The following is a 22,390-nucleotide window of genomic DNA, read 5'->3' as shown; positions in this document are numbered from 1 at the left end:
AAGCGAACCAATCGAATTCGGGTGCAACCCCTCACTGTACAAAAATTTAATAAGTGCTTTGTGCTCAACGTTAGTATAGTGTGACACGTTAACCTTCCCGTATTTTCGCTGCCAGCGCATTAGTCGTGACGCGGTTGTACCCATACTTTTCAGGCTATTCGGTTTATAGCCATCTGCTTTACACTGCTGCCGGTACTGTTCGTAGAGTGTTGCCAAATCAAAAACAGTTGTTGACGATTTCGACGCATTCAGACCTGCTCGTAAGGCTTCGTTGGTTATTGGCTGACCACTATTTCGTAATTCGCGATATGTATTGGTCAGCCGTTCACGGAGCAATTGGAGAAATTCGTTTGCCTGCTGATAGCCAGCCATAGAGCGACGAAACTTTTCTTTTTCAATATCCCAATCAGCTAATACACACTTTTCGCCGGTGGGATAGACCAATTCAGTATCTGAATGATAGAAACGTAGATAGATCGGATACTCCCCACTTTTTGACTTTCTACTTTCGGCCAGCTTAAACTTAATCGGATTCACAATTTATACGTTCGGGGATTTGTTCGGGGGATTATGCGTAGTATATCTGTATTCATACCGTAGCACACCAATCGCAAAACAAATAAAACCCCTGAATATCAATGTATTCAGGGGTTTTATTTACTACGATGATAGTAGTGTTTAGTAGCTCCGCCGGGAATCGAACCCGGATCTAGCGTTTAGGAAACGCCTATTCTATCCGTTGAACTACAGTGCCAGTAAAAAAACGTCGGGTAGTTAGCCCGACGCGGGTGCGAAAATCGGCAAAAAAGATCAATTACCCAATTCAGTTGGTATTTCTGCGGGTGTATAGTCGCCGCCGAGGGTGGCTGATTCGATGAGCGGTACGTCGAGCCAGTTTGGATAGATCTGGAAATGACGCTGTTTCACCATGTCGTACAGCAACTCACGAAGCTCTTCGATATTCTCTTTGGTCTGTGCAGAAATGAAAACCACATGCTCGGCCTTACGAGCCAGGTACGTTTGTTTTAGGTAAGCCAGAGCCGTTTTTCGGCGAGTGTCCATTGGAATTACTCCTTCAGATTCTTCTCCGTATTCGGGTGCCCACTCTTCTTTCGGCACAAAGGCATCCATTTTGTTGAAGACCAGCACAACCGGCTTATCGGCTACACCGAGTTCAGCCATTGTCGCTGTCACCACGTCAATTTGTTCTTCAAACGATGGATGCGATACGTCGACCACGTGCAGCAAAATATCTGCTTCCCGAACCTCATCGAGCGTTGATTTGAACGATTCGATCAGCGACGTTGGCAGTTTGCGAATGAACCCAACGGTATCGGTCAGCAGGAATGGAATGTTGCCCAGAACGACCTTGCGAACCGTTGAATCAACCGTGGCGAAAAGTTTGTTTTCCGCAAACACATCCGCTTTGGCCAAAGTACGCATCAGCGTTGATTTGCCTACGTTGGTATATCCAACGAGCGCCACACGTACCAGCCGATCCCGCTCTTTGCGTCGGGTCATGCTTTGCTTGTCAATCTTGTCCAGCTTTTCTTTCAGGAAAACGATCCGGTCTTTCACAATCCGTCGGTCAGTTTCCAGCTCTTTCTCACCCGGGCCACGCATACCCGCACCCCCTTTCTGGCTGCTAAGGTGGGTCCACATACGGGTAAGGCGGGGGAACAGGTACTGATACTGAGCTAGTTCAACCTGCACACGCGACTGCGCCGTCTGCGCCCGCATTGAGAAGATGTTCAGGATCAGCAGGCTGCGGTCGAGCACTTTCACGTCTTTGAATTCGGCTTCCAGGTTACGTACCTGAGCGGGCGACAGGTCATCGTCGAAAATGACAGTGTCGACCGGTTCTGCCTGAATAAACGTCTTAATCTCTTCCAGTTTGCCCTTACCTACAAACGTCCGGGTATCGGGCCGCTCCAGCTTTTGGGTAAACGTTTTCTTGGTGATAATACCCGACGTTTCGGCCAGAAAAGCCAGTTCGTTCAGGTATTCTTTCGTCTGTAAGGCTGTCTGCTTTTGGGTTGCAACAGCCACCAGCACGGCGGTTTCAGGGTTTTTATGATTATCGATCATACGTTCGGTTTTGGGGAAAGGACAGGGGCAGCGGGTCAATACGTATCATAGGCTGCGTTGTCGGTACATGATCATCAGCGGTTGCCTGTTCACTTGCCGTCATTGATAGGAAGCCCAATCAATAGGGGAACGGGCAATAAAGCTGAATGACCATTCATATAAGATAACGGGTCGTTTTGGGCAAAAGTTTCGGGGCAAAAACGACCAAAATCCGCCACTTCTCAGACGTTCATTAACCGCCAACGGCCCTGACGGAACGCCCAAACCGATACAACCGCCAGCAACGATTCGGAGATGGCCACTGACCAGAACACGCCCGACGGACCCCAGTGCAACACATTGGCGAGCAAATAAGCTAGCGGAATCTCGATCAGCCAAAAGCAGATAATGTTGATGATCATGGGCGTCCGGGTGTCGCCAGCTCCGTTGAGGGCCTGCGTCAGCACCATGCCATAGGCCATGAAGACGTACCCGGCACAGAATACCCGCAAACTCTCCACGCCAACAACCAACACATTGGCATCCCGGCTGAAAAAACCAACCAGGGTTTCGGCACCAAGGTACAGCAGACCGCCCACCGGCACCAAAAAGACCAGGTTACAGAACGCTGCCCGCCACGCTGAGGTCTCGGCCCGGTCGGGTTGACTCGCACCGAGGTTTTGTCCAACCAGCGTAGCTGCTGCGTTGGCCATGCCCCACGAAGGCAAAATCGAGAAGATGAAGATCCGAATGGCGATGGTATAGCCCGCCACCACATCGCTGCCAAACGTAGACACGATTCGGGTGAGAAACACCCAACTGGCCGACCCGATCAGAAACTGTCCGGTACTGCCAGCGGCCAAACTTAGCAACGTACCTATAACCCGGAAGTCGGGGCGTAGTGCCTGTGTATTGATCGAAATTCGGCCATTGCGGATCGTGAGCGCGTACAACTGATACAGAACGCCTACTGATCGGCCCGTGGTTGTGGCAACGGCCGAACCCATCACGCCCAGTTCGGGGAAGGGGCCAAGCCCGAAAATAAAGACCGGACACAGGACGATGTTGATCCCGTTGGCCAGCCAGAGCGACCGCATCGCAATAGACGCATCGCCCGCGCCCCGAAGTGAGCCGCTCAGCGTGTGCAACAGAATAATCGCCGGAGCCGACGCGAAGATGACGCGGGTATAGCCAACGCCACTCTCGATAAGGTGCTGATCGCCGCCCATCAGGTGAAGCATCTCGTTGGCGAAGATGACTCCCGGAACGCCAAGCAACACGGCAAAAACCAGCGAAACGAACAATACCTGCCCAACAGCCTTGTTGGCGCCATCGGAATTTTCTTCGCCGATTCGCCTCGACACCAGCGCTGTTGCCGCCGTACTCAGCCCAATGGCAATGGAGTATACCAGCGTTAGAACCGACTCGGTAAGGCCGACAGTAGCCACTGCTTCGGTGCCAATTCGGGCCACGAAAAACACGTCGACAATTGCGAACAGGGATTCCATCACCATTTCCAGAATCATTGGCACGGAGAGCAGGAATATGGCCCGGTTGATACTGCCAGACGTAAAATTGGTCTCTGAACCGCGCAACGCAGCCAGGAACAACCTGAAAAACTTGGTCATTATGAATAGAATGAATGTACCGTAGCCTGTACGGCTATCGATGCTCGGCTAGAAAATAAGAGAGGTCAGCCCGCGCAGATGGGCGGTTCTTACTGACGGGAAGCAGCCCAATTGGGCATTACTGAGCGAGAATCATCGGCATTGACGACCGCAGAGCGCGGCGCAGTTAACGATACAAACCTACTAGAATTATCTGAAAAACACCAACATGCGTTGAGTTTACGGTATAAACCACACGAACAAACCAACTTATAGGCACAAAACCGCTATAAACTATAGGTGAATTAGGCGGTTATGCACAAATGGATAAGCCACCCTTATTGCTCAGTGACATAGCGTTTTTTCTGCATGAGTTCTTTCAAACAACTCTATTCCCAACCGACGAGCGTGGCGGCGTATACCGCCCGTCTAATCGGCTTATCCACCACATCGGGCTGGCGCTGGAACCGTCAGCAAATACTGCCAACTGGGTACGTTCCGAACGCCTTGATGCACTTTGGCTGCACCGTCCGTGGCAGCTCAATCTCGCCAGTATTCCGACCGATGTGGGCGTAGTTACACACCATTTGCCTTTCGATGAGTACCTGACTGTTGGGTATAATATCTGGCTGGCGAAAGCGCTGGGTATAAGCAGGCTGGAGGAGATTGGCTATAAACAGGGAACAGATAAGTCAGGTACGTTGCTGCCGAAACGTCCCATCGGTATGATTGGCCAATTCGACGGGAACGTACCTGAACGTAGTTTTCAGGAATGGCTTGACCTGATCGAAAAAGAATTTGGTGGCTATGACCGGGCAGAGCAAGGGCAGCTACAACCACAGGGCCGGATAGCGGTGGTGGGGGCAATGAACGCGGGTTTACTGCATGAAGCGCACGAACGCGGCGTTAGTCTTTATCTGACCGGCGAATACCGGAAAGGCGCACAGGCGGCTGTCGACGAAACGGGTATGGCCGTCATCGCCATCGGTCACCGCCGTAGTGAGGAGTGGGGTTTACGAGCCCTACGTTCCGTTTTGCTTGAGCAATTTGCTGGGTTAGCCGTAGTGTTGGGGTAATTGAAGGTGTAATGTTGTTTTTGATTATTAATAGCTGGAGGATTGCTTTACTTTATCGCCCTGCCTTACGCACTAACCCCGTTATCATTTCGGAAAAGTACGCGCCATTTTGTGGGCCGAACCAGTTCATGACACGGGTTTCGTAGGCGTCTTTTTCGTAGTAGGCATCGGGCGTGATGTAGCCAACGTACCCACCGTTGAAGCTCGTTACCATCAGATCAAGCCTTTGCTGTTTGGCAGCTTGCATCAGTGGAGGAAGCAACTCACCAGAAAAATCGCAGGGAGCGCCGATCAAGAGTGCAGGACCGATGCGGAGTGCTTTTAGGTCGGAGGGGTAGTCGCCGTACACCGCGTGGAAAAGCCACGGCCGAATGCGCCAATCGCCCAGTACGCGGGGTGCCGGATCGCGCAGTGAGAGGGGTAAAGTGAGTAATCCAAGCGTGCTATCCGGTCGCGTTTGGAACTGAGCTAATTCTGGTTTTAACCGAGCCATCATATTCGCAGCGTATTGGTTGACGAGCGGAAAATCTTTTCCCGTTGGTGGACCTTTGGGACCCATGCTGCCTACAGCTCCGGCCAGAAATACGGCAAAACCACCTGTTTCGCGCTCCAGACCATCCACTACCCGGCCCGGCCAGTCGCGTGACAGGTACTGGTAGCTAAAAATGTCGATCATGGTGGCGTGGGCTGGGTACGTTACCATCGTGGCCGTTTTGCCATCAGCGCGCTTCAGACGTAACAGCCGGAAAAACGGATCGACTGGGTTTTTCTCGTCAAGGCGATTGTAGACAAACTCCGGGGCGTTTACCTGCTTGTATCCGATCTCAACCGGCTGTAAATCAGCTTTCGCCTGTTTCAATGCGGCCAGAATGGTATTGGTAATGTGATCAACTACGCGCTGATCATAGCTACCCGAAAACAGGTTGCCGACCAGGCCCGGCGCCCATCCGCCGAGGCTGTTGTGGCTGTGAATAGCCCCGAAATAGACTGATTCCCAACTCAGGCCAATCTCGGGCAGGCGTTTCCGCAATTGATCACTCACGGTTGGCGGCGTAATGAGCAGGTCAGACGCCACCATCGCAACGGGGCCATTGCCATTGTCGAATACGATGGCACGTACCCAGACCGAGTCGGCAACGGTAGTCCAATGCTTCCCTTTTCGAACCCCATAACCGCCTGTAGGCGTTGTAAATGCCGGTGTTAGATTGGCTTTTGCCCAGCCAGCCCTTATCGCTGTTTTGGCGATAGGCAGACCCGGGAGAGCAGCCAGACGCGCGGTTGTCTGGCTATAAAAGTCGGTTTGCTGATAGGGCGTGTGGTCGTTTGGCGATACGCTGATGGCCAGAAAGAGTAGAATGGCTACCAACAGGCCAAGGATGATCCGAAGCAGAATGCGCAAGAATTTCATAAGACAAAGGTACGGTTGTGTTGGCCTGTCTGGCTACTATATCGCTTACCGGAAACATTTGGCTTATGTTTGAGGGTTAAACGAATAAAACCATTTCACAACTCGACATTTGGCTCACGGCTTAGTTATACGGTCAACCGGCTCCTGGTACGACGTTCGCAATACGGACGGACACATCTATCGCGCCCGGCTGAAAGGAAAATTTAAAATCAAGGATCTCAAGGTCACCAACCCTATTGCCGTTGGCGACCGGGTTCAATTTGAGGTAGAAGATGAGGTAGAGAATACGGCGGTGATCTTCGACATTGCCCCGCGCGATAACTACATTATCCGTCAATCGGTACATAAAACGGCGCATGGACATATTCTGGCAGCCAACCTCGATCAGGCGGTGTTGCTGGCTACGCTGACGCTCCCCCGAACATCACTTGGCTTCATCGACCGTTTTCTGGTGGCCGCCGAATCCTTCCGCATTCCAACGACGGTGGTGTTTAACAAAACCGATATTCTTAACGAAGAAGGCCTTGAGTTTCAACGCGAATTGCAGGATCTGTACGAGAGTATCGGGTATAATACGCTGGCTACGTCGGCCATTGAGGGCGATGGCGTTGAGGCATTCCGCAAATTGCTGGATGGCAAGATTACCTTACTATCGGGGCACTCCGGTGTAGGTAAATCGTCGCTGGTCAATGCCATTTCGCCGAGCCTCGACCTGCGCACGAATGAGGTGTCGACGTTTGCCAATAAAGGGGTGCACACAACAACGTTTGCCGAGATGTTCGAGCTAACGCCAGGTACGTTCATCATCGACACGCCGGGTATCAAAGAACTCGGACTGGTGGAAACGTCAAAAGAAGAAATTGCCCATTATTTCCCGGAAATGCGGAACCGGCTGAACCAGTGTCGGTTTCATAACTGCCTGCATATTAATGAACCAGGCTGCGCCATTAAAGAGGCGGTGATTGAAGGCGACATTGCTGAAAGCCGCTACAACAGCTATCTGAGTATGGTCAGTGGGGAGGACAATAGGCGATAAGAATGAAAGAGTGAATGGCATGAGCGACCTTTCACTCTTTCACCATTTGCCCTTTTGCTATATGTTGCATTAATCGGTTGATGACTGCTTCTACCTCGGCGGGTGGGCGATTCACAACCAGATGAGCGTGACCTTTGCCAGCGTTATCCCACGTATTGCTACCGTTTGAGCCAAGGATCAGTCGGCCAGTTTTGGTGGTGTAATAGGGTTCTGGGCCTTCCACAGCGACCAATACGGCGGTTTGGTCCCAACTCATCCGGCCACTTCGGTCTTCAGCAACCAGGGGTAAGCTTATTCGAAAAACGTCTTTGACAGGACTTTTACTGATCGTCGTATTCTGTACCAGCGGAAGCCCTGTTTTAATGGCCTGACCAATTTCAAAGCCACTGAGCAACATGGGTGTGGGCCAACTGGTGAACACTGCCTTGGAAGCTGTGGTGTCGCGGTGCACATTGTATTCATGACCAGCCGGGAACTTACCCGCCATACTGACTACCTGCTTCACTTTCTGCGACACTAGTGAGGGGCCCGTCAGTTTCGAAAACTGATCAGGAACTGAGTTGAGCAGATTGGCCAGATTGGTCAGAAAGCCCACGGTAATGATCGTAACGCTGTGATCAGGTTGGCTGGCCAGGAGTTTTCGGTAGAGTGCTACCGCATCAGGTGCAGCCTCATTCGTTTTCAGTGAATGCGGATACCTGGCCACGAGCGTATCTGACCAATGCTGCGTGTCGGCATCCGTTACGGCCCAGGCTTTGGGCACGCCGATTGGCAGATTCGGGCGGCCGAAATAAGTGTTCAGTACGCTAAGAACCGGAACAACCCGGGGGTATTTACTTGACGCAATCGTTGCCAATAGCTTGACCTTACCTGCATCGGCGTAGCTGTGCAGCATGGTAATGGCACCCACATCATCATAGTCCGGTCCCATATCGGTGTCGAAAATGACAGGCATGGGTTTGCTCTTCTGAGAAACGGCTGGGTACGTTACTAGCAGAAAAAAGAGCAGGAAACAGCGGATAGATGAATGCATGAATTAGACGGATTTGACGGTGTGTACACGGATAGCGGCTGATAACAGATTAAGTTTTCCTATCGAAAAATCTATCTGCCATCAGCCGCTATCCGAATCAATTTATTTATACTCTGCTAAATCTACATATCAGTATCTAGTTGGGGAACAGGCTTTTATCTAGGCCTGGTATGATGCGAAGGGCGTTTTTGTAGTATACCTTTTTCAATACATCATCTGGAAGCGCCATGCCGTACATGCGCCAGAAGGCGTGGTATTTTTTGTGGTAAGGAAAATACTCGTCGTCGGTTTCCAGCACGCGGAAATAAGTGGCGTATTCGCTGGGTACCCAACTGTCTTTCCCGAATACAATGCGGTCCTGATGTTTGGTGAAAAACCGGTTGGCCGCGCGGGGTTGGCGGCCTAGTTCAGCAATCACAGCGCCTATTTCCAGGATCATGTTTGGATAGGTACTCATCAGACTATCGAGCTTATTGAGGTTGTTGGGGTACCATCCCATGTGTGCCGCAATAAACGTTGTCTTGGGGTTCTTACGAAAAACATTGTGCTGCTCGGCGATGAGTTGTTCCCACGAGATCGGGTTTTTGTCTGATCGTTTCCGGCCAGGGTGTAGCTTTAATTCCAGCCATCGCTCGTTGTAGCGATCCATCGGGTCCCAAAACGATTTGGGGTCGGCCGTGTGAATGATGACCGGAACGCCTAGTTGGCCGCATTTGGCCCAGATCGGGTCAAGACGGGGATCGTCAACGGCCACGCGCTGTCCTTTGTCATCTTTCGTATCCATACCCAGGCTCTTGTAGATCTTCAGGCCGTGAGCACCGGCTTTTACGTCGGCCTCCAGGCGTTTTACGGCTTCTTCTGTCCAGCCCGGCTTACCAATTCCATCGAACAGAATGTTGGTGAACAGCACAAAATGAGCCGTGTTCGCTCGTTTAATGGTCGCCATCGATTCGGCCAAAAACTTGTCGCTTTCAGCCACGCTGCCCCAACCACGACCACTCAGGTTCACCATAATTCCCATGTTCAAACTGTCCATCTGGGTCAGCAGCGTGCGCATACCAGCATCGTCCAGGTTCCATTGGTGGTTGTGCACATCAATGAACGGAAACTTGGCGCGTGTCAACTTATGCTCGGGCACTTTCAGCGTTGAAACGGGGTCATATTCTTCAAAACCGAGGGGGAGTTCAGGGGGTTTTTGCTGGGCGAAGAGAGAGGTGACAACTGATGTCAGGCAGAGTGCAAGTAGGTAGGTGAACCGCATGATGATGAAAATTGAGACCTATAAATATACACACCATCTGGTGTTTAGCTGCTTATCTCGCCACGTAGCGATTGCCCAAACTGCCGGCCTATTTCGGTAATGTCTGTTTCCTGCCCCAACAGGACCATGAGTTTAGTGATGGCGGCTTCGGTAGTCATATCGACCCCGCTCACCACGCCAATCTGTTGCAGGCGTGTGCTGGTCTGGTATTGCCCCTGCGTCACACGTCCGCCTTCGCATTGCGAGATGTTGACAATCACGATGCCTCGTGCAATGGCTGAACGAAGTGCTTCGGCCAACCAGGCGTCGGTGGGTACGTTGCCCGCTCCGAAGGTTTCGAGCACCACGCCGCGCAGACCAGGTATGGCCAGCACAGCGTTGACCACGGCGGGGGTGATGCCGGGAAAGAGTTTCAGGATCGTTACGTTGTCGTCAACGGCCGTGCTGATGCTGAATGGAAGGGCCATATCCTGGCGGGCGATGAACGGCCGGTTATACTCGATACGAACACCAGCCATGGCCAGATGCGGGTAATTTTCAGAATGAAACGCGTTGAAATGAACGCTCTCTCGCTTCTTGGCCCGGTTGCCGCGAAGCAAGAGCGAGTTGAAATAAATGCACACTTCAGGAACCGCCGGACGGCCATCCTGCCGGTCAGCGGCGATTTCGAGGGCAGTCAGCAGGTTTTCACGAGCATCCGTACGGGCTACACCGATGGGCAGTTGGGCACCTGTCAGAATAACTGGTTTCCCCAAATTGGTCAGCATGAAACTCAGAGCCGAAGCGGTGTAGGCCATCGTATCGGTTCCATGCAGGATGACGAAACTGTCGAACTGTTCATAATAGGTTTCGATTGTCTGGGCAATGCGTGCCCAAACCGCTGGTTTTACATCCGACGAGTCGATGATTGGTTCGAGATTGATCAACGACACATCGAAGTCGAGCCGCCCAATTTCGGGCACTTTTTCAATGACCTGGTTAAAATCAAACGGCATCAACTGACCCGTTTTCGCCGGATCGGCCGACCGGTCGTAGACCATGCCGAGCGTACCACCCGTGTAAATGACTAAAATAGACCCCGCCGGATTCGGCGTTATATTGAGATGCAGCATAGGTGGAGATTAGTTAAGTGTGTATAGTTAAGAGTTGCTTTGCTACTATTCGATTTGTGACGTTGGCGAAGCAACTCTTAACTATACACACTTAACTCTTAACTGATATAGCGTTTCGTGTGGTGATGGCGGCTACTGCTTCGACCGAAGTGCCGGTGAACTCGGCGAGGCGACCGGCAACGTACCTGAGGTAGGCGGGTTCGTTACGTTTACCGCGAAACGGAACGGGGGCGAGGTAGGGCGCGTCGGTTTCCAACACCAGATGGTCGAGGCCAATGTGCGGAATTACCTTGTCGAGGCCTCCGTTTTTGTACGTTGCCACCCCGCCGATACCCAGCAGAAAACCCATGTCAATGGCCCGCCGTGCTTCATCGAGCGTACCAACGAAGCAGTGAAAAATACCCCGCAGATTTGGCAGAGACAACTTTTCCATGAGGTCGGCGGCTTCCATCATGGCATTCCGGTCATGGCCTGATCGGGTATGCAGCGATACGAAGATGTTTTGTTCCGACGCCCAGCGCAGTTGCTGTTCGAAAGCCATAAACTGCTGAGGTACAAAGGTCATGTCCCAGTAAAAATCAAGGCCAATTTCGCCTATCGCCATGAATGGCTGCTTAGCTAGCCACTGCTCAACGGTTGCCAATTCGGCGTCGACCGTCTCGTTAACATAGGTAGGGTGGAGGCCCATCATGGGGCGGCATCGGTCAGGGTATTGCTCGGCCAGCGCCATCATACCGGCAATGGTCTCGGTAGCGCAATTGGGCATCCATATCTCTGAAATGCCCTCCGAAAAAGCCCGTTCCAGCATGTCGTCGCGGGTGCCTGCTGGCTGCCCGTCGACAAGACTATCGGCTTCGTATTTCTCGTCGTAAATGTGCGCGTGGGTGTCAATGAAGGTCAACATGGCACAAAGAAACGGCCAAACGGGGGCTTTTGACAGGATTTACAGGAGGAACAGGATTTCTTTTGCGCAGAGGTGACTTCTGAAAGCAATTGACATCCTGGTCGCTCGCCTTGCTTATCCCCTGCATTCGCTGTCAGCAAAAGCTGTTTCAGTAGGTACGTCCCTTCCAGCGAATTGGGATTGGAAGGACGTAATAGATCATTGACAAGGTACCCAGCATGATCTGGCAGGGTTCGAAGATCAGCGCGTCGAACCAGCGGTGATGTTGCCGGGTACGTTGCAGTGTCCAGAACAGTACTGTGTTCTGAAACAGCCACTTACCCAGGTAGATCGAAAGGGCGGTTGTGGGTGAAAAAAGAGCGACGATCAACAGCATCGGGGCAAGCAGATACTGAAACAAAACGCCGACCAGCAGCGGAATGGGCAGCGAGAATGCGCCCTTCATCCATCGTTTGCGCTGTTGCAGGTACGTCGACAGCGAAGGAGCAGGAAGGGTGCTGGCCAGCACATCTACCTCTAACCGATGGGCAAACCCGTAGCCTTTGGCTACAATTGCCTGAAACAGCGTATAATCTTCGACCACAGAGAAGGGGAGCCCCTGAAAACCACCTACCGCATCATACGCTTTCCGCCGGATGGCCATATTATTGCCCGATCCGGTGAGGGGGAGATTCAACTGCGAGCCCAACTGAATCAGCCCGAAGGCGAGTAGCCAATCGATGGCCTGCACCCTGGCCCAGAGGCTATTACCCGATATGAGCGTAGTTCCGGTAGCGACCCCCGTATGGTGTTCAAAGGCGGCAAGTAACCCTGTCAGCCAGGTGGCGGGAACGTGTACGTCGGCGTCGGTAATAAACAGAAATTCGCCTTTGGCTAGCTGGGCCAACTGGCTCAATACGTTGGCCTTACCATTCAGTGTCTGAGCACTTTCACGTATCGATACCAGCGAGAAATTGGGTTTGTCGGCAATCAACGTTTGCACGATACGGGTTGTCTGGTCCGTTGACCCATCGTTGCCAATTAGAACTTCGTACCGATCTGCCGGGTAGCTGATTGCGGCTAATGCGGCCAGGCATGAACCAATGGTAGTTTCTTCATTTCGGGCGGCAACCAGCACCGACACGTAAGGCAGTTCAGGCATAAGCCGGTTGCGGGACAGCCCTGAACTGATACCCTAAGTCTGTGAAATGGGCCAGATACCGGGGAAGGGCATAGCGAAGGTTTTTCCAGGCTTTCAGGCTGTCATGAAAAACCACAATCGACCCCGGTTCTGTGTACTGAATACTCTTCTGAAGCACTGTTTCGGGGGCAAGCGTCTGATCAAAATCGCCGGTCAGTACATCCCACATCACTACTGAAAATTCATTGTCGAGGCCAGCCGCCTGACTCTTTTTGATCCGACCATAAGGAGGGCGGAAGAGGCTTGTCGCAATATTCAGTTGCCGCTGGCATTTGCGAATATTGGCCCAGTACACCTCGTCGTGGGTTTTCCAGCCATTCAGATGATTGAACGTATGATTACCAATTTCATGGCCTGCTTCAATCACCTTGTAAAACATGTCCCGATGCTTACTGACATTGTCGCCAATACAGAAAAAAGTAGCCTGTGCTTCGAACTGATCCAGTTGCTCGAGCACAAATTCTGTTACGCCGGGTATAGGACCATCATCAAAGGTCAGGTAGATGGTTGGCTCGGTTGCCCGTTCTTCACCCATCCGCCACAGAAAATCAGGGTAGACGGTTCTAAACAGAAAGTTTGATTTGTGCAGGAAAAACGACAAGGGAATAAACAGTTTACAGGTTTCTGACTGCCATTTTCTGCCCCCTTATCCAACAGCTGATTAACAGCATAAATCACCGTGGATATGAGCCCAGAAACAGCCGGTACTACGTTAACTTTCGCCCTTTCCAGGTAATGCCGGGCTGTTGTGCAGCAAGGCCAAAGAAAAGAACGTAGAGCGGATAGATCAATTGCGTGAGCGGAATCCAGGCAATGGCTGCCCGTTTCCGCAAGAAGGTAAGTATAGCGCGCAAATAAACGAACTCGGGCCCTACTTTCAGCATGACAAGGGTTAGCGTTTGCCAGCCAGATAACTGACCTGCCAGCCATAATCCAACGGCTACAAGCGGGGCCAGATTACTCAGAAAGACAAATACGGCCAGAAATGTCGGGAATAAGGAGTCGTATGCCCGCCATTTTCCGGCCCATCGTTTTCGTTGCTGATAGAACGTACCCAGCGATGAGTGAGCGGCTGTTTCAACGATGGCTGCCTGGCTTTTCAAAAACCGGACCCCCTCCGGGTAACGGGTGGCAATTTTGTGCATCAGCAGTTCATCATCGCCCGAGGCCACGTGGTCAACGCCTGCAAAGCCATTCACGGCCAGAAAAGCAGTTTTCTGATAGCACAGATTTGCTCCATTGCACATCGTCGGTTTTCCCATTGCCAGCGTAGCGGCCCCTGCGCCGATGAGCGAAGCAAATTCAACCGTTTGTAGCGACCCGAACACACTTTGATCAGGTGTAAACGTCACGGGGCCGCTAATCAATTGAGCGCCGGTTTTGCCGTAATAGTGTGCAATGGTCGTCAGCCAGTCAGGGCCAACGCGGCAATCGCCATCAGTCGTGACAATTAACTCGCCGGTAGCCTGGCTTATGCTCTGCGCAATAGCCCGTTTTTTGGGCGATGCTACTGTTGGGTCATCGACCAGCGACAGTACGGTTAGGGGAAATGCGGCTGTTGACGCGTACGACAAGGCCAACTCAGCTGTATTATCCGAAGAAGCGTCGTCGGCGATAATAACGGAGAATTGGGTATATGTCTGAGCGCTCAGGTCATTCAGCAGATATGGCAGATTGATTGATTCGTTGCGCACCGGAATAATGACCGTGATTGACGGGGCAACGGTGATGGGGTCATCAGCCGAATGCAGAACCGGCAATCGGCGCCACGCGACGAGCAGCCTGCTTGTCAAGACAGCATACGCTACAGACACTAGCCATAATACCCAGATCATATTGGCAAGATAAACGCGTTACGGTATTTGGCCCACTTGCCAATCAAGGTTACTCCAGATCTGATCCAGACTTAAGGCTAGCCAACGCCAGATGGAATGGTTAAACTAAGCCAGGTAAGTAGCGATCACGAAAAATGGAGATGTGATGCGCTTCATGTCCGGGAATAATATGGGCTAGTGCCCGCATGCTTAACGGATGACCACTGGCCATGCCGGCTCGTGCGTAGACGTCTGGTGTAAACGACTCGAAAAGACTCAACGTAGCGGCTCTGACGGTATCGTACTCGTGCCAGATATCGGCCAGTAGACGAGCGTCAGCACCGGATGCAGGTACGTAGTCATCCTGCTCGAAACCGGGTAAGGGCGTTTGATCACCACGGCCAATACGCAGAGCCCGGTAGGCGAAAATCCGTTCAGTATCGATCATGTGTACCAGCGATTCTTTAATACTCCATTTGCCGGGAGCGTAGCGGAACAGCGCCTGTTCGTCTGAAACGTTTGCCAGCAGCAATTTCAGGGTATCAGCTTGTGTCCGAAGCTGGTCGAGCGGATCCTGGCCTTCCGGTACATGTTGTACGTAAGTGTTGGCGAATGGCAGGTACTCGGCAGCAGTAGGGCGGGTAATCATGGGAATTGAGCTTGTTTTCGAATGTAAATGTACTGGCTCTTCAGGATTCACGATAAAGGAAAGGTTGATGCCATCACAAAAAAGGCCTGCATAACTGCAGGCCTTTTTTGTGATGGCTGGCGTCTAGAGCTTTTCCCAGGCCAGTTGCCAGCCGGAGGCAAGCGCATCGCGCACGGGCATGGCTACTCCGGGTTTATGGCTTTGTTCAACGGCTACCAGACGGAGCGGTCTTGTTTCACGCGTATGCGATGACATGACGCGATCAGCCCGTAGGTAAACCCGTCTTGACGATTGGTCAATCACCTCGACATGCGCATAAACCATGTCTCCAACGGCCAGCGTGATATCGTCAATCGTTTGGGGGCTGGTCACTTCAAACACAAAGAGTTGCCCCTCCGTCAGGGCGGAATTGGTCAGGCTGCGCGTTTGTACAGACGGCCAGAACCGGGAGATTGATTCAGAAGCTGGCACTTTTTTAGCTTCTGTTAGCGCTACGGGCGCACATCGGTCAGCCGAACGGTCTCTTTGCCTGTCTCACTCTCAACAACCACCGCTGCATCGGCCAGCGACGAAGCCACCATTTCGTCGGGTACGTTCTCGCTGTCCGTTTCTGGATGCGGTGTTTCAATAATCGCCAGAATCGACTGTCGGTCTGCCTGCGAAACGATATTGACTCGTTTATTTAGGGCAAAAATGACTTTATCACTGAGCAGGTCGCTGTAGTCTTCCGGCCGTGTCAGCAACTCTTTATACGCCATTGCCTGATACACATATAGTTGGGTTTCTGCTTTGGCGAAGGGAAGCATCAACGGATGATCTACCGAAAACTGCCGTTTCAGTTGAGAAATGTAGGTTGGCCCCGCGTTGTAGGCAGAAGCGGCAAGCATCCATGAACCTGTCTGCCGATACAACTCCCATAGATAGCGGCACGCTGCCTGCGTAGATTTTCGAACGTCATACCGGTCATCATGGCGTCGGCGAACGGTCAACCCCAGTTTTCGGGCCGTTTGTGGCATTAACTGCCATAAACCAGCGGCACCTTTGTGCGAGAGACGTTTATTTTTCAATTCGCTTTCGACCAGGGCCAGGTATTTCAGGTCATTTGGAATGGCGTTTTTTTCCAGAATGGGTTCAATAATCGGGAATAGCACGGCTGCTTTTTGCTGAATGGCCAGTAAGTCATCTGTGAAATGAGCCCGTCGGGTCACCGTCTTTTGCCAGCGTTGCGCTACAGTTGGCAGGTAGCTTGGGAGTTGTTCACCACAAAAGCGAAGATCATTGGTGGCGGGTACGGTAACTGTTGCACGAGGCTGGGCTTGCAGGTAGGTGCTTTGCGACAGACTAAACGTGGCAACAGCGGCCAGTAACAGTTTTTTCATATATGGGAAAGCCCAGAGGCTATATGGGTTGCCAATCTACGTACCTGCTATAGGCAAGTACGGTCACTGCTGGCTCCAATTCTCTCTGTTCGCTCTCCTCGTTCGGCTCAGTCCAGCAGCCGAATGTTAAAATTCTTCAGTGCATTCTTTTTTATTACCCGCACCAGCCGCCCTTTTTCGTAAATATACTCATCTTCACGGTCGGCAAGTATGGCCTGGTATCCGGGGCGGGGGCTGGGCGTCAGGGTAAAATAATCACCAAAATATTCGGCATATACCCGCTGACGTCCAGACGGTTCGCTAAAGTACATCATCGAGATGGTAAAATCAATCTTTCGGTTTTCAGTAGCTTTACGCTCGTACTTATACTGATTGGCGTTTATCTCATAATGAGTGCCAACCCATTCAGTGCGCGAACTATAATTCCCCTTGTTGGTGTGTGCCTCTACCGTGGCCAGCATCAACTGCCCGTTTTTCAACCGGCTGATCACTTTGTAGTAGATCGTCAGTTTGTAGACCAGGAAATTGACCTGTACATCGCTGATCTGAGTATACACCACTTCATTGTTGGGTAGCTGCTGCCGGGAGGCCGTCATCGTACCGATGCGGGCACCGGCAATGTCGATGGCGTAATGGTGAGTCTCGGGAGTCGATTGAGCAGTTGCCCAACCGCAACTCACAAGCAGGGAGAGCAGAAAATAGACATAACGCATAAATAGGTAAGGCGGTAGTCGGCTTTTTTGTTTCGCGTCTTACCTAAGGTCAATTGAGGGCGGTGCCGAGCATGAAGGTAGGTACGTTTGCGCAATGACTTTTCCCGTTTTGTTATCTGTATTGTTTAGGCGTTCTTGCTATTGAGAAAGCTCAACTATACAACTTCGCCTGTCAACGCACTTCATGACGCCATCAACAACTACTGACTCTACTGCTTCATCTGATCATTTCAATCGCTCGCTTGGCCTGCTCGACTCTACATTGATTGTGTCGGGATCAATGATTGGGTCGGGGATTTTCATTGTGTCGGCCTCTATGGCGCGCAACCTCGGTTCGCCCGGCTGGCTGATGCTGCTCTGGATCATGACCGGCATCCTGACCGTTGCCGCTGCACTCAGCTATGGCGAACTGGCTGGCATGATGCCCCGCGCTGGTGGGCAATACGTCTACATCCAGCGCGCTTACAACAAATTATTGGGTTTTGTTTATGGCTGGACGGTGTTTACTGTTATTCAAACGGGAACGATTGCTGCCGTGGCCGTGGCATTTACCAAGTTTTCGGCTGTATTTGTGCCGGCGCTGAACCCCGAGAATACCTGGTTTGCCATTGGGCCTGTCACGTTTTCACTTGGAAAGTTTTATGCTATTGGCAGCATCGTACTGCTCACCTGGCTCAATAGTCGGGGTGTGCAAAGCGGAAAAATGATTCAAAACGTGTTCACCTCGGCCAAACTGATTGCGCTGTTCGGGCTGATTCTTCTGGGCATAGGATTTGGATTGTCTAGCGGATCGCTGTCGGCTAATTTTCAGGATATGTGGCTGGCCACCAAAACCGTAGCCGACCCGGTTACCAATGCCGTAACCCGTACACCTCTGGTAGGCAGTGCTCTATTACTGGCGTTCGGGGTGTCCATGATCGGGTCGCTTTTTTCGGCCGATGCCTGGAATAACGTAACCTTCATTGCCGGAGAGATCAAGAATCCGCGTAAGAACATACCACTGAGCCTGTTCTTTGGCACCTTGCTGGTCACTACTATCTACGCATTGGCCAACATCGCCTATCTGGCTGTGCTTCCGCTCAAAGGGGTTCCCGATGCGGCTACTGTTGTTGGAAGGGGGATGCAGTTTGCGGAGTTCGACCGAATTGGTACAGCGGCAGCCTCAATGGTATTTGGCGATGTGGCGGTAGGAATTATGGCGGTGCTGATTATGATCTCTACGTTTGGTTGTAACAACGGCCTGATCCTGTCTGGCGCACGGCTCTATTATGCCATGGCCACAGACGGCCTGTTCCTGAAATCGGCCAGTAAGCTGAACAAAAACTCGGTGCCTGGTGCTGCCCTATGGTTGCAGTGTATCTGGGCGTCGTTGCTTTGTCTGTCTGGTAAATACGGCGATCTGCTCGATTACTGCACGTTCGCATCGCTGGTGTTTTACATCGTAACCATTGGTGGCCTGTTTCGCCTCCGGGCTAAAGAGCCTACCGCTGAACGGCCTTATCGTGCCTTCGGTTACCCGTTCGTACCGGCGCTCTACATGATCGCGGGCATTGGCATCTGTCTGATCCTGCTGATCGATCCACAAACACGTTTCAACACGGGCATGGGCCTGGTCATTGCGGGTATCGGTGTACCGGTTTATTTCTGGACTAAACGTTCGCAGGAGTAATCGCGATAGCCTGATCAACGCTCTGTGAAATAGGCGATCAGGCCACTTCCAAATGCCAGGCCGCAAAACACGAATGCCGTCGTTTTGTGGCCTGTTTGATAGAGCATATACCCAACCATACTAAAGAGAGCCCAACTGAAGAGAATCTGGTAGGGTAGGGGCGGGCGGTGAGCCGATCGTGGCGCAGCAAAAATGCCCCACAATACAATTGCCACGAGAGGCATGCCAATTCCTGCCAGCCATTTTATGGATAAGCTCTGGCTATTTTTAACACTCAATGGTGCTATCATGACGAGTTCCAATGAAAAAGCAGCAGGCTTTTGGATGATCTGAGCGCCTGCATACAGGATAGCTGGGTACGTTATCAGATTAAAATCAGCCCTCTGTCGATACGACTCAGGACATACAAAGTCAACCATTTCAGATAGTGGTGGTTAGTGAATTACCACTGATGCTCAGCGGTACTTGACAACCAGATGGATGAACCCTTTTCAGGAAAATGAAACCTTCAGAATGGAGACATTCAGCGATGGTGTATTTGCAATTGATATTACGCTATTAACCTTTCAGCTGAAAGCCCCCGAACATCCAGACGGCGAGTATAGTAGTTTGTTACTGTTACACGCGTTGGCAGAACAATGGCCCGCCTACATCGCCTTTCTGCTTAGTTTCGCCACGATCTTTATCATCTGGGTAAATCACCACCGGATGTACAATGTCATTCACCGCAGCGATTCCCGATTTATGTTTTATAATGGAGCGCACTTGCTGTTGGTCAGTTCAATTCCGTTCACCACCTCCTTAATGGCCAATTACATCAACACAGAGGCTATGGCCGTTGCCAGCTTTTTTTATATGATGTTGTTTGCCGGTATCTGCGGAACGTTGTTACTCATGTGGCGACATGCTACCAAGGACTACCTGCTCCTGAAGCGGCCGGCCGCCGATGTGCGGGTTATCCTCGTCAGAACAGGATTACTCATCAGTATTTCAGCCTATACCATTGCTGCGCTGATTTCATTTCTGGTGCCCTATGTCAGTCTGGTGATCGGGCTGGCTTTGGTTATCTATCTGTCGCGCCTGAAATATCACCGTGAACGGGTCGTTTAAGTATACGTTATGAAACTTACGTCAATTCTAATTTCGTTGGCAGCAGTATGCGTGGCTGCCTGTAGCGGTAGCGGCCCAGGCAGTGCTATTTTCCGGGCGAATACCCCCCATGAACAGTATGAACGGTCGCTAAAAACAGCCCAGCTCGACCAAACCGCATTGGGTATCGACTGGACAACTGTTGCTCAGAGAGCGCTCCGCGACTCACTTAAAATTACCGTGCCTTACAGAGAAAGCGGCTATTTCTCGGCCACTAAACCAATTGCCGTTGGTTACCGTATCAGCGGAAGCCGGGGCGATAAGCTGACTATCCGTGTGGACGTGCAGGGCCGGCAGGCAGGGCGTGTCTTTATCGACGTGTTTGCGCTGGATGGTGCCTCAACTACTCTGGTTGCCTTTGCCAAAGCGAATGCCGATAGTAATGCCACTGCCGAACTGGTATGGGAACCCCGACGTACCCAACTGCATCTGATCCGGATTCAGCCAGAACTGCTCCGGTCTGGCCGATATACGATCACGGTCACGCGCGATCCTGTCCTGAGCTTCCCGGTAAAAGGACGTACGAGTCGCCAAATTAGCAGTCACTTCGGCGTACCCCGTGACGGTGGTCGACGCCGTCATGAAGGTATCGACATATTTGCGCCCAAAGGAACCCCCGCTCTGGCGGCTGCCAACGGCATTATCTCGCGTGTGGGCGTGAATGAACTGGGGGGAAATGTCGTGTTCCTGACGGACGCTGACCGACAACAACGCCTTTACTACGCTCACCTCGACCGATTCAATGTTACTGACGGGCAACGGGTTAGTATTGGCGACACGGTCGGTTTCGTTGGCAACACCGGTAACGCCCGAACGACAGGTCCACATCTTCATTTCGGTATCTATTCGTTCGATGAAGGCGCTGTAGATCCGTTGCCTTATGTACGTCTGGGACCAGGACAGGCCCGGCAGGAGTTTCCTTCAACTAGTTTATTGGGCGACTCTGTGCGGGTGCTAACCACAAAGGGGTTCCTACGACTGGCTCCAAACAGTGATTCCCCAATCTTAACGGAGTTGTCAAGAGAGCAGTTCGTAACTATTCAGGGTGGAACGGCCAAGTGGCTCCGGGTAGCTTTGCCGAACGGACTGGCAGGCTATTTGGCACAGGGAAGTTATGAGCCGATCAGCAAGGCAATTAGACACGAGGCCCTAAACGTACCTACGCCTTTGCTCGACGAGGCCCACCCGCAGGCGGCAGTGATCACCACGCTGAACGCAGGAACAACGATACGGGTACTGGCCCGATTACCAAATTTCCTGCTTGTTCGCGGCGAAAACGGGCAAACAGGCTGGTTAATACGCTCGTCAGGCAAAGCTCAGTGATCCCACCCATCGGAGATCGTTGCTTTGGGCTCTGTAATCTTTACTTTTGGCTTACTTAACAGATTACTGTCTGCGCAACAGTCGCGAAGTTGTCGACGGAGCTGAGCTACATCATGATCACGGCCATTTAAATGAAGACGTAAGTCGTTCAATTCATCGGTGTGCCGTTCAATGCGCCGGTTATCGACCCAGAGCAGAGCTGCGCCACACAGAATAAACAGCCCGAATCCAATCAGTAACGCGTAAATTATTTTAGTCGATGAAGTTGTCATTACCGTTGCAGGCGGCAGTATCCGAGCACTAAGCATATAAAAAAATACCCCTTGCTCTTATGACGAGAACAAGGGGTATCGGTTACTATATGTTACGCTATTTATCTAGCGGCGCCATAATCCTGCCCGGCACTCTGCGGGAAATTCTTCATGATACTGGCGACCGTTTCGCGGAAAGCAAGATCCCGGTTACGTTCGTTCTTCTTCGTATTCAGCTGGCCGGTAGCCCAGCCCTGCCAAACGATGTTGTTGGTGCGGCTATCATAGATGTTGATAACGACCCGATTTTCTTCATACTGGCGTGAATAGACCTGGTTACCATAGCCGTAGCCACCCATACCCCAGCCACCCCAACCGTAGGGGCTACCCATACCAGTCGACTGAACCTGCTGACGGTCTTTCGAATCAGTAAAGAAGCGAACAACCAGGTCTGCACCGATGTCTTCGGTAGGTTTATAACCTAGTCCCTGCAACGATTGGTCCAGGGCTTCGGCAATCCGGCGCTGATTCAGGTTGCTACCCACAATAGGGTCTGCGTTACGCTGCCGGTCAGCCTCAATCCGGTAGGTGCTGAACTGGCGTACATTCACTTTAGGGTCGTAGTCGTACTTAACGGCAATCGACGGTGCACAGGAAGCGAGCAAACCCGCTACGAATAAACCCGCTACTAAGCCTTTGATATGCATGGTTATGTGTTGTTAGAGAATCAGTCGTCTGCCCGACGCAGGGTAAGGTCCC

General features: G+C 51.8%; 23 protein-coding genes and 1 tRNA gene. 5 read left to right on the top strand and 19 right to left on the bottom strand.

The features are described 5' to 3' along the window. From J2I46_RS23035 to J2I46_RS23020, 4 genes are all read right to left on the bottom strand, one after another. Positions 1–537: Arm DNA-binding domain-containing protein (locus J2I46_RS23035; RefSeq protein ID WP_207331413.1), on the bottom strand; the 537-nt coding region annotated here is incomplete at its 3' end. Between the two features lie 145 nt (positions 538–682). Then, positions 683–754 (bottom strand) — tRNA-Arg (locus J2I46_RS23030). A 56-nt stretch (positions 755–810) separates the two neighbouring features. Beyond that, the gene (gene hflX / locus J2I46_RS23025) at positions 811–2,088 is read right to left on the bottom strand and encodes a GTPase HflX (RefSeq protein ID WP_207331412.1); all 1,278 of its coding nucleotides are present in this window, start codon (positions 2,086–2,088) and stop codon (positions 811–813) included. Positions 2,089–2,309: 221 nt separating this feature from the next. Beyond that, the gene (locus J2I46_RS23020; RefSeq protein WP_207331411.1) at positions 2,310–3,695 is read right to left on the bottom strand and encodes an MATE family efflux transporter; all 1,386 of its coding nucleotides are present in this window, start codon (positions 3,693–3,695) and stop codon (positions 2,310–2,312) included. Positions 3,696–3,997: 302 nt separating this feature from the next. On the opposite strand from J2I46_RS23020, the gene J2I46_RS23015 reads away from it, so the two are divergent. Then, entirely contained in the window at positions 3,998–4,750 is a 753-nt protein-coding gene (locus J2I46_RS23015; RefSeq protein ID WP_207331410.1) for a Nif3-like dinuclear metal center hexameric protein, read from the top strand. Between the two features lie 52 nt (positions 4,751–4,802). On the opposite strand, the gene J2I46_RS23010 is transcribed toward J2I46_RS23015, so the two are convergent. After that, positions 4,803–6,158, bottom strand: coding sequence for a neutral/alkaline non-lysosomal ceramidase N-terminal domain-containing protein (locus J2I46_RS23010; protein ID WP_207331409.1), 1,356 nt, complete (start codon positions 6,156–6,158; stop codon positions 4,803–4,805). 109 nt (positions 6,159–6,267) lie between these two features. Here J2I46_RS23010 and rsgA point away from each other — a divergent pair, with 109 nt between their 5' ends. Further along, a complete protein-coding gene (gene rsgA / locus J2I46_RS23005) occupies positions 6,268–7,194 on the top strand; it encodes a ribosome small subunit-dependent GTPase A (RefSeq protein WP_207331408.1) in 927 nt (308 codons plus the stop codon). Between the two features lie 31 nt (positions 7,195–7,225). On the opposite strand, the gene J2I46_RS23000 is transcribed toward rsgA, so the two are convergent. From J2I46_RS23000 to J2I46_RS22950, 11 genes are all read right to left on the bottom strand, one after another. Further along, on the bottom strand, positions 7,226–8,227 hold the full coding sequence (locus tag J2I46_RS23000; RefSeq protein ID WP_207331407.1) for a nucleoside hydrolase: 1,002 nt from the start codon (positions 8,225–8,227) through the stop codon (positions 7,226–7,228). Positions 8,228–8,363: 136 nt separating this feature from the next. Beyond that, entirely contained in the window at positions 8,364–9,488 is a 1,125-nt protein-coding gene (locus tag J2I46_RS22995; RefSeq protein WP_207331406.1) for an amidohydrolase family protein, read from the bottom strand. A gap of 44 nt (positions 9,489–9,532) precedes the next feature. Beyond that, complete coding sequence (locus J2I46_RS22990) at positions 9,533–10,600, bottom strand: asparaginase (protein WP_207331405.1); 1,068 nt, start codon at positions 10,598–10,600, stop codon at positions 9,533–9,535. A gap of 91 nt (positions 10,601–10,691) precedes the next feature. Next, a complete protein-coding gene (locus J2I46_RS22985) occupies positions 10,692–11,504 on the bottom strand; it encodes a TatD family hydrolase (RefSeq protein WP_207331404.1) in 813 nt (270 codons plus the stop codon). Positions 11,505–11,652: 148 nt separating this feature from the next. Further along, entirely contained in the window at positions 11,653–12,645 is a 993-nt protein-coding gene (locus tag J2I46_RS22980; protein WP_207331403.1) for a glycosyltransferase, read from the bottom strand. Beyond that, the gene (locus J2I46_RS22975) at positions 12,638–13,285 is read right to left on the bottom strand and encodes a polysaccharide deacetylase family protein (protein ID WP_207331402.1); all 648 of its coding nucleotides are present in this window, start codon (positions 13,283–13,285) and stop codon (positions 12,638–12,640) included. Before J2I46_RS22975 ends, J2I46_RS22980 begins: the two co-directional genes overlap by 8 nt. 106 nt (positions 13,286–13,391) lie before the next feature. Then, the gene (locus tag J2I46_RS22970; RefSeq protein ID WP_207331401.1) at positions 13,392–14,519 is read right to left on the bottom strand and encodes a glycosyltransferase; all 1,128 of its coding nucleotides are present in this window, start codon (positions 14,517–14,519) and stop codon (positions 13,392–13,394) included. A 100-nt stretch (positions 14,520–14,619) separates the two neighbouring features. Beyond that, positions 14,620–15,147 carry a DinB family protein gene (locus tag J2I46_RS22965; RefSeq protein WP_207331400.1) on the bottom strand — a complete coding sequence of 176 codons (528 nt, stop codon included), beginning with the start codon at positions 15,145–15,147 and terminating at the stop codon, positions 14,620–14,622. 123 nt (positions 15,148–15,270) lie between these two features. Beyond that, on the bottom strand, positions 15,271–15,618 hold the full coding sequence (locus tag J2I46_RS22960) for a hypothetical protein (protein WP_207331399.1): 348 nt from the start codon (positions 15,616–15,618) through the stop codon (positions 15,271–15,273). A gap of 20 nt (positions 15,619–15,638) precedes the next feature. Further along, entirely contained in the window at positions 15,639–16,526 is an 888-nt protein-coding gene (locus J2I46_RS22955) for a lytic transglycosylase domain-containing protein (RefSeq protein WP_207331398.1), read from the bottom strand. Between the two features lie 107 nt (positions 16,527–16,633). Next, entirely contained in the window at positions 16,634–17,239 is a 606-nt protein-coding gene (locus J2I46_RS22950) for a DUF6134 family protein (protein ID WP_207331397.1), read from the bottom strand. Between the two features lie 184 nt (positions 17,240–17,423). Here J2I46_RS22950 and J2I46_RS22945 point away from each other — a divergent pair, with 184 nt between their 5' ends. Beyond that, complete coding sequence (locus J2I46_RS22945; protein WP_207331396.1) at positions 17,424–18,908, top strand: APC family permease; 1,485 nt, start codon at positions 17,424–17,426, stop codon at positions 18,906–18,908. 14 nt (positions 18,909–18,922) lie between these two features. Here J2I46_RS22945 and J2I46_RS33545 read toward each other — a convergent pair whose 3' ends face one another. Then, on the bottom strand, positions 18,923–19,327 hold the full coding sequence (locus tag J2I46_RS33545; protein WP_207331395.1) for a YrdB family protein: 405 nt from the start codon (positions 19,325–19,327) through the stop codon (positions 18,923–18,925). Between the two features lie 94 nt (positions 19,328–19,421). Between J2I46_RS33545 and J2I46_RS22935 the strand changes: the two genes are divergently transcribed. Next, positions 19,422–20,018 (top strand): TMEM175 family protein, encoded by a 597-nt coding sequence (locus J2I46_RS22935; protein WP_229379896.1) that lies wholly within the window; start codon positions 19,422–19,424, stop codon positions 20,016–20,018. Positions 20,019–20,027: 9 nt separating this feature from the next. Next, positions 20,028–21,380: a M23 family metallopeptidase gene (locus J2I46_RS22930; protein WP_207331393.1), complete on the top strand. Its 1,353-nt coding sequence runs from the start codon at positions 20,028–20,030 to the stop codon at positions 21,378–21,380. On the opposite strand, the gene J2I46_RS22925 is transcribed toward J2I46_RS22930, so the two are convergent. Both J2I46_RS22925 and J2I46_RS22920 read right to left on the bottom strand, forming a co-directional pair. After that, complete coding sequence (locus J2I46_RS22925) at positions 21,374–21,652, bottom strand: hypothetical protein (RefSeq protein ID WP_207331392.1); 279 nt, start codon at positions 21,650–21,652, stop codon at positions 21,374–21,376. The two genes, J2I46_RS22930 and J2I46_RS22925, sit on opposite strands and share 7 nt — an antisense overlap. A 101-nt stretch (positions 21,653–21,753) precedes the next feature. After that, positions 21,754–22,338: a DUF4136 domain-containing protein gene (locus J2I46_RS22920; protein ID WP_207331391.1), complete on the bottom strand. Its 585-nt coding sequence runs from the start codon at positions 22,336–22,338 to the stop codon at positions 21,754–21,756. Positions 22,339–22,390: the final 52 nt, after the last annotated feature.

The sequence above is a fragment of the Fibrella forsythiae genome, assembly GCF_017353175.1.
GTDB lineage: Bacteria > Bacteroidota > Bacteroidia > Cytophagales > Spirosomataceae > Fibrella > Fibrella forsythiae.
This window is presented reverse-complemented; position numbering and strand designations above follow the sequence as displayed.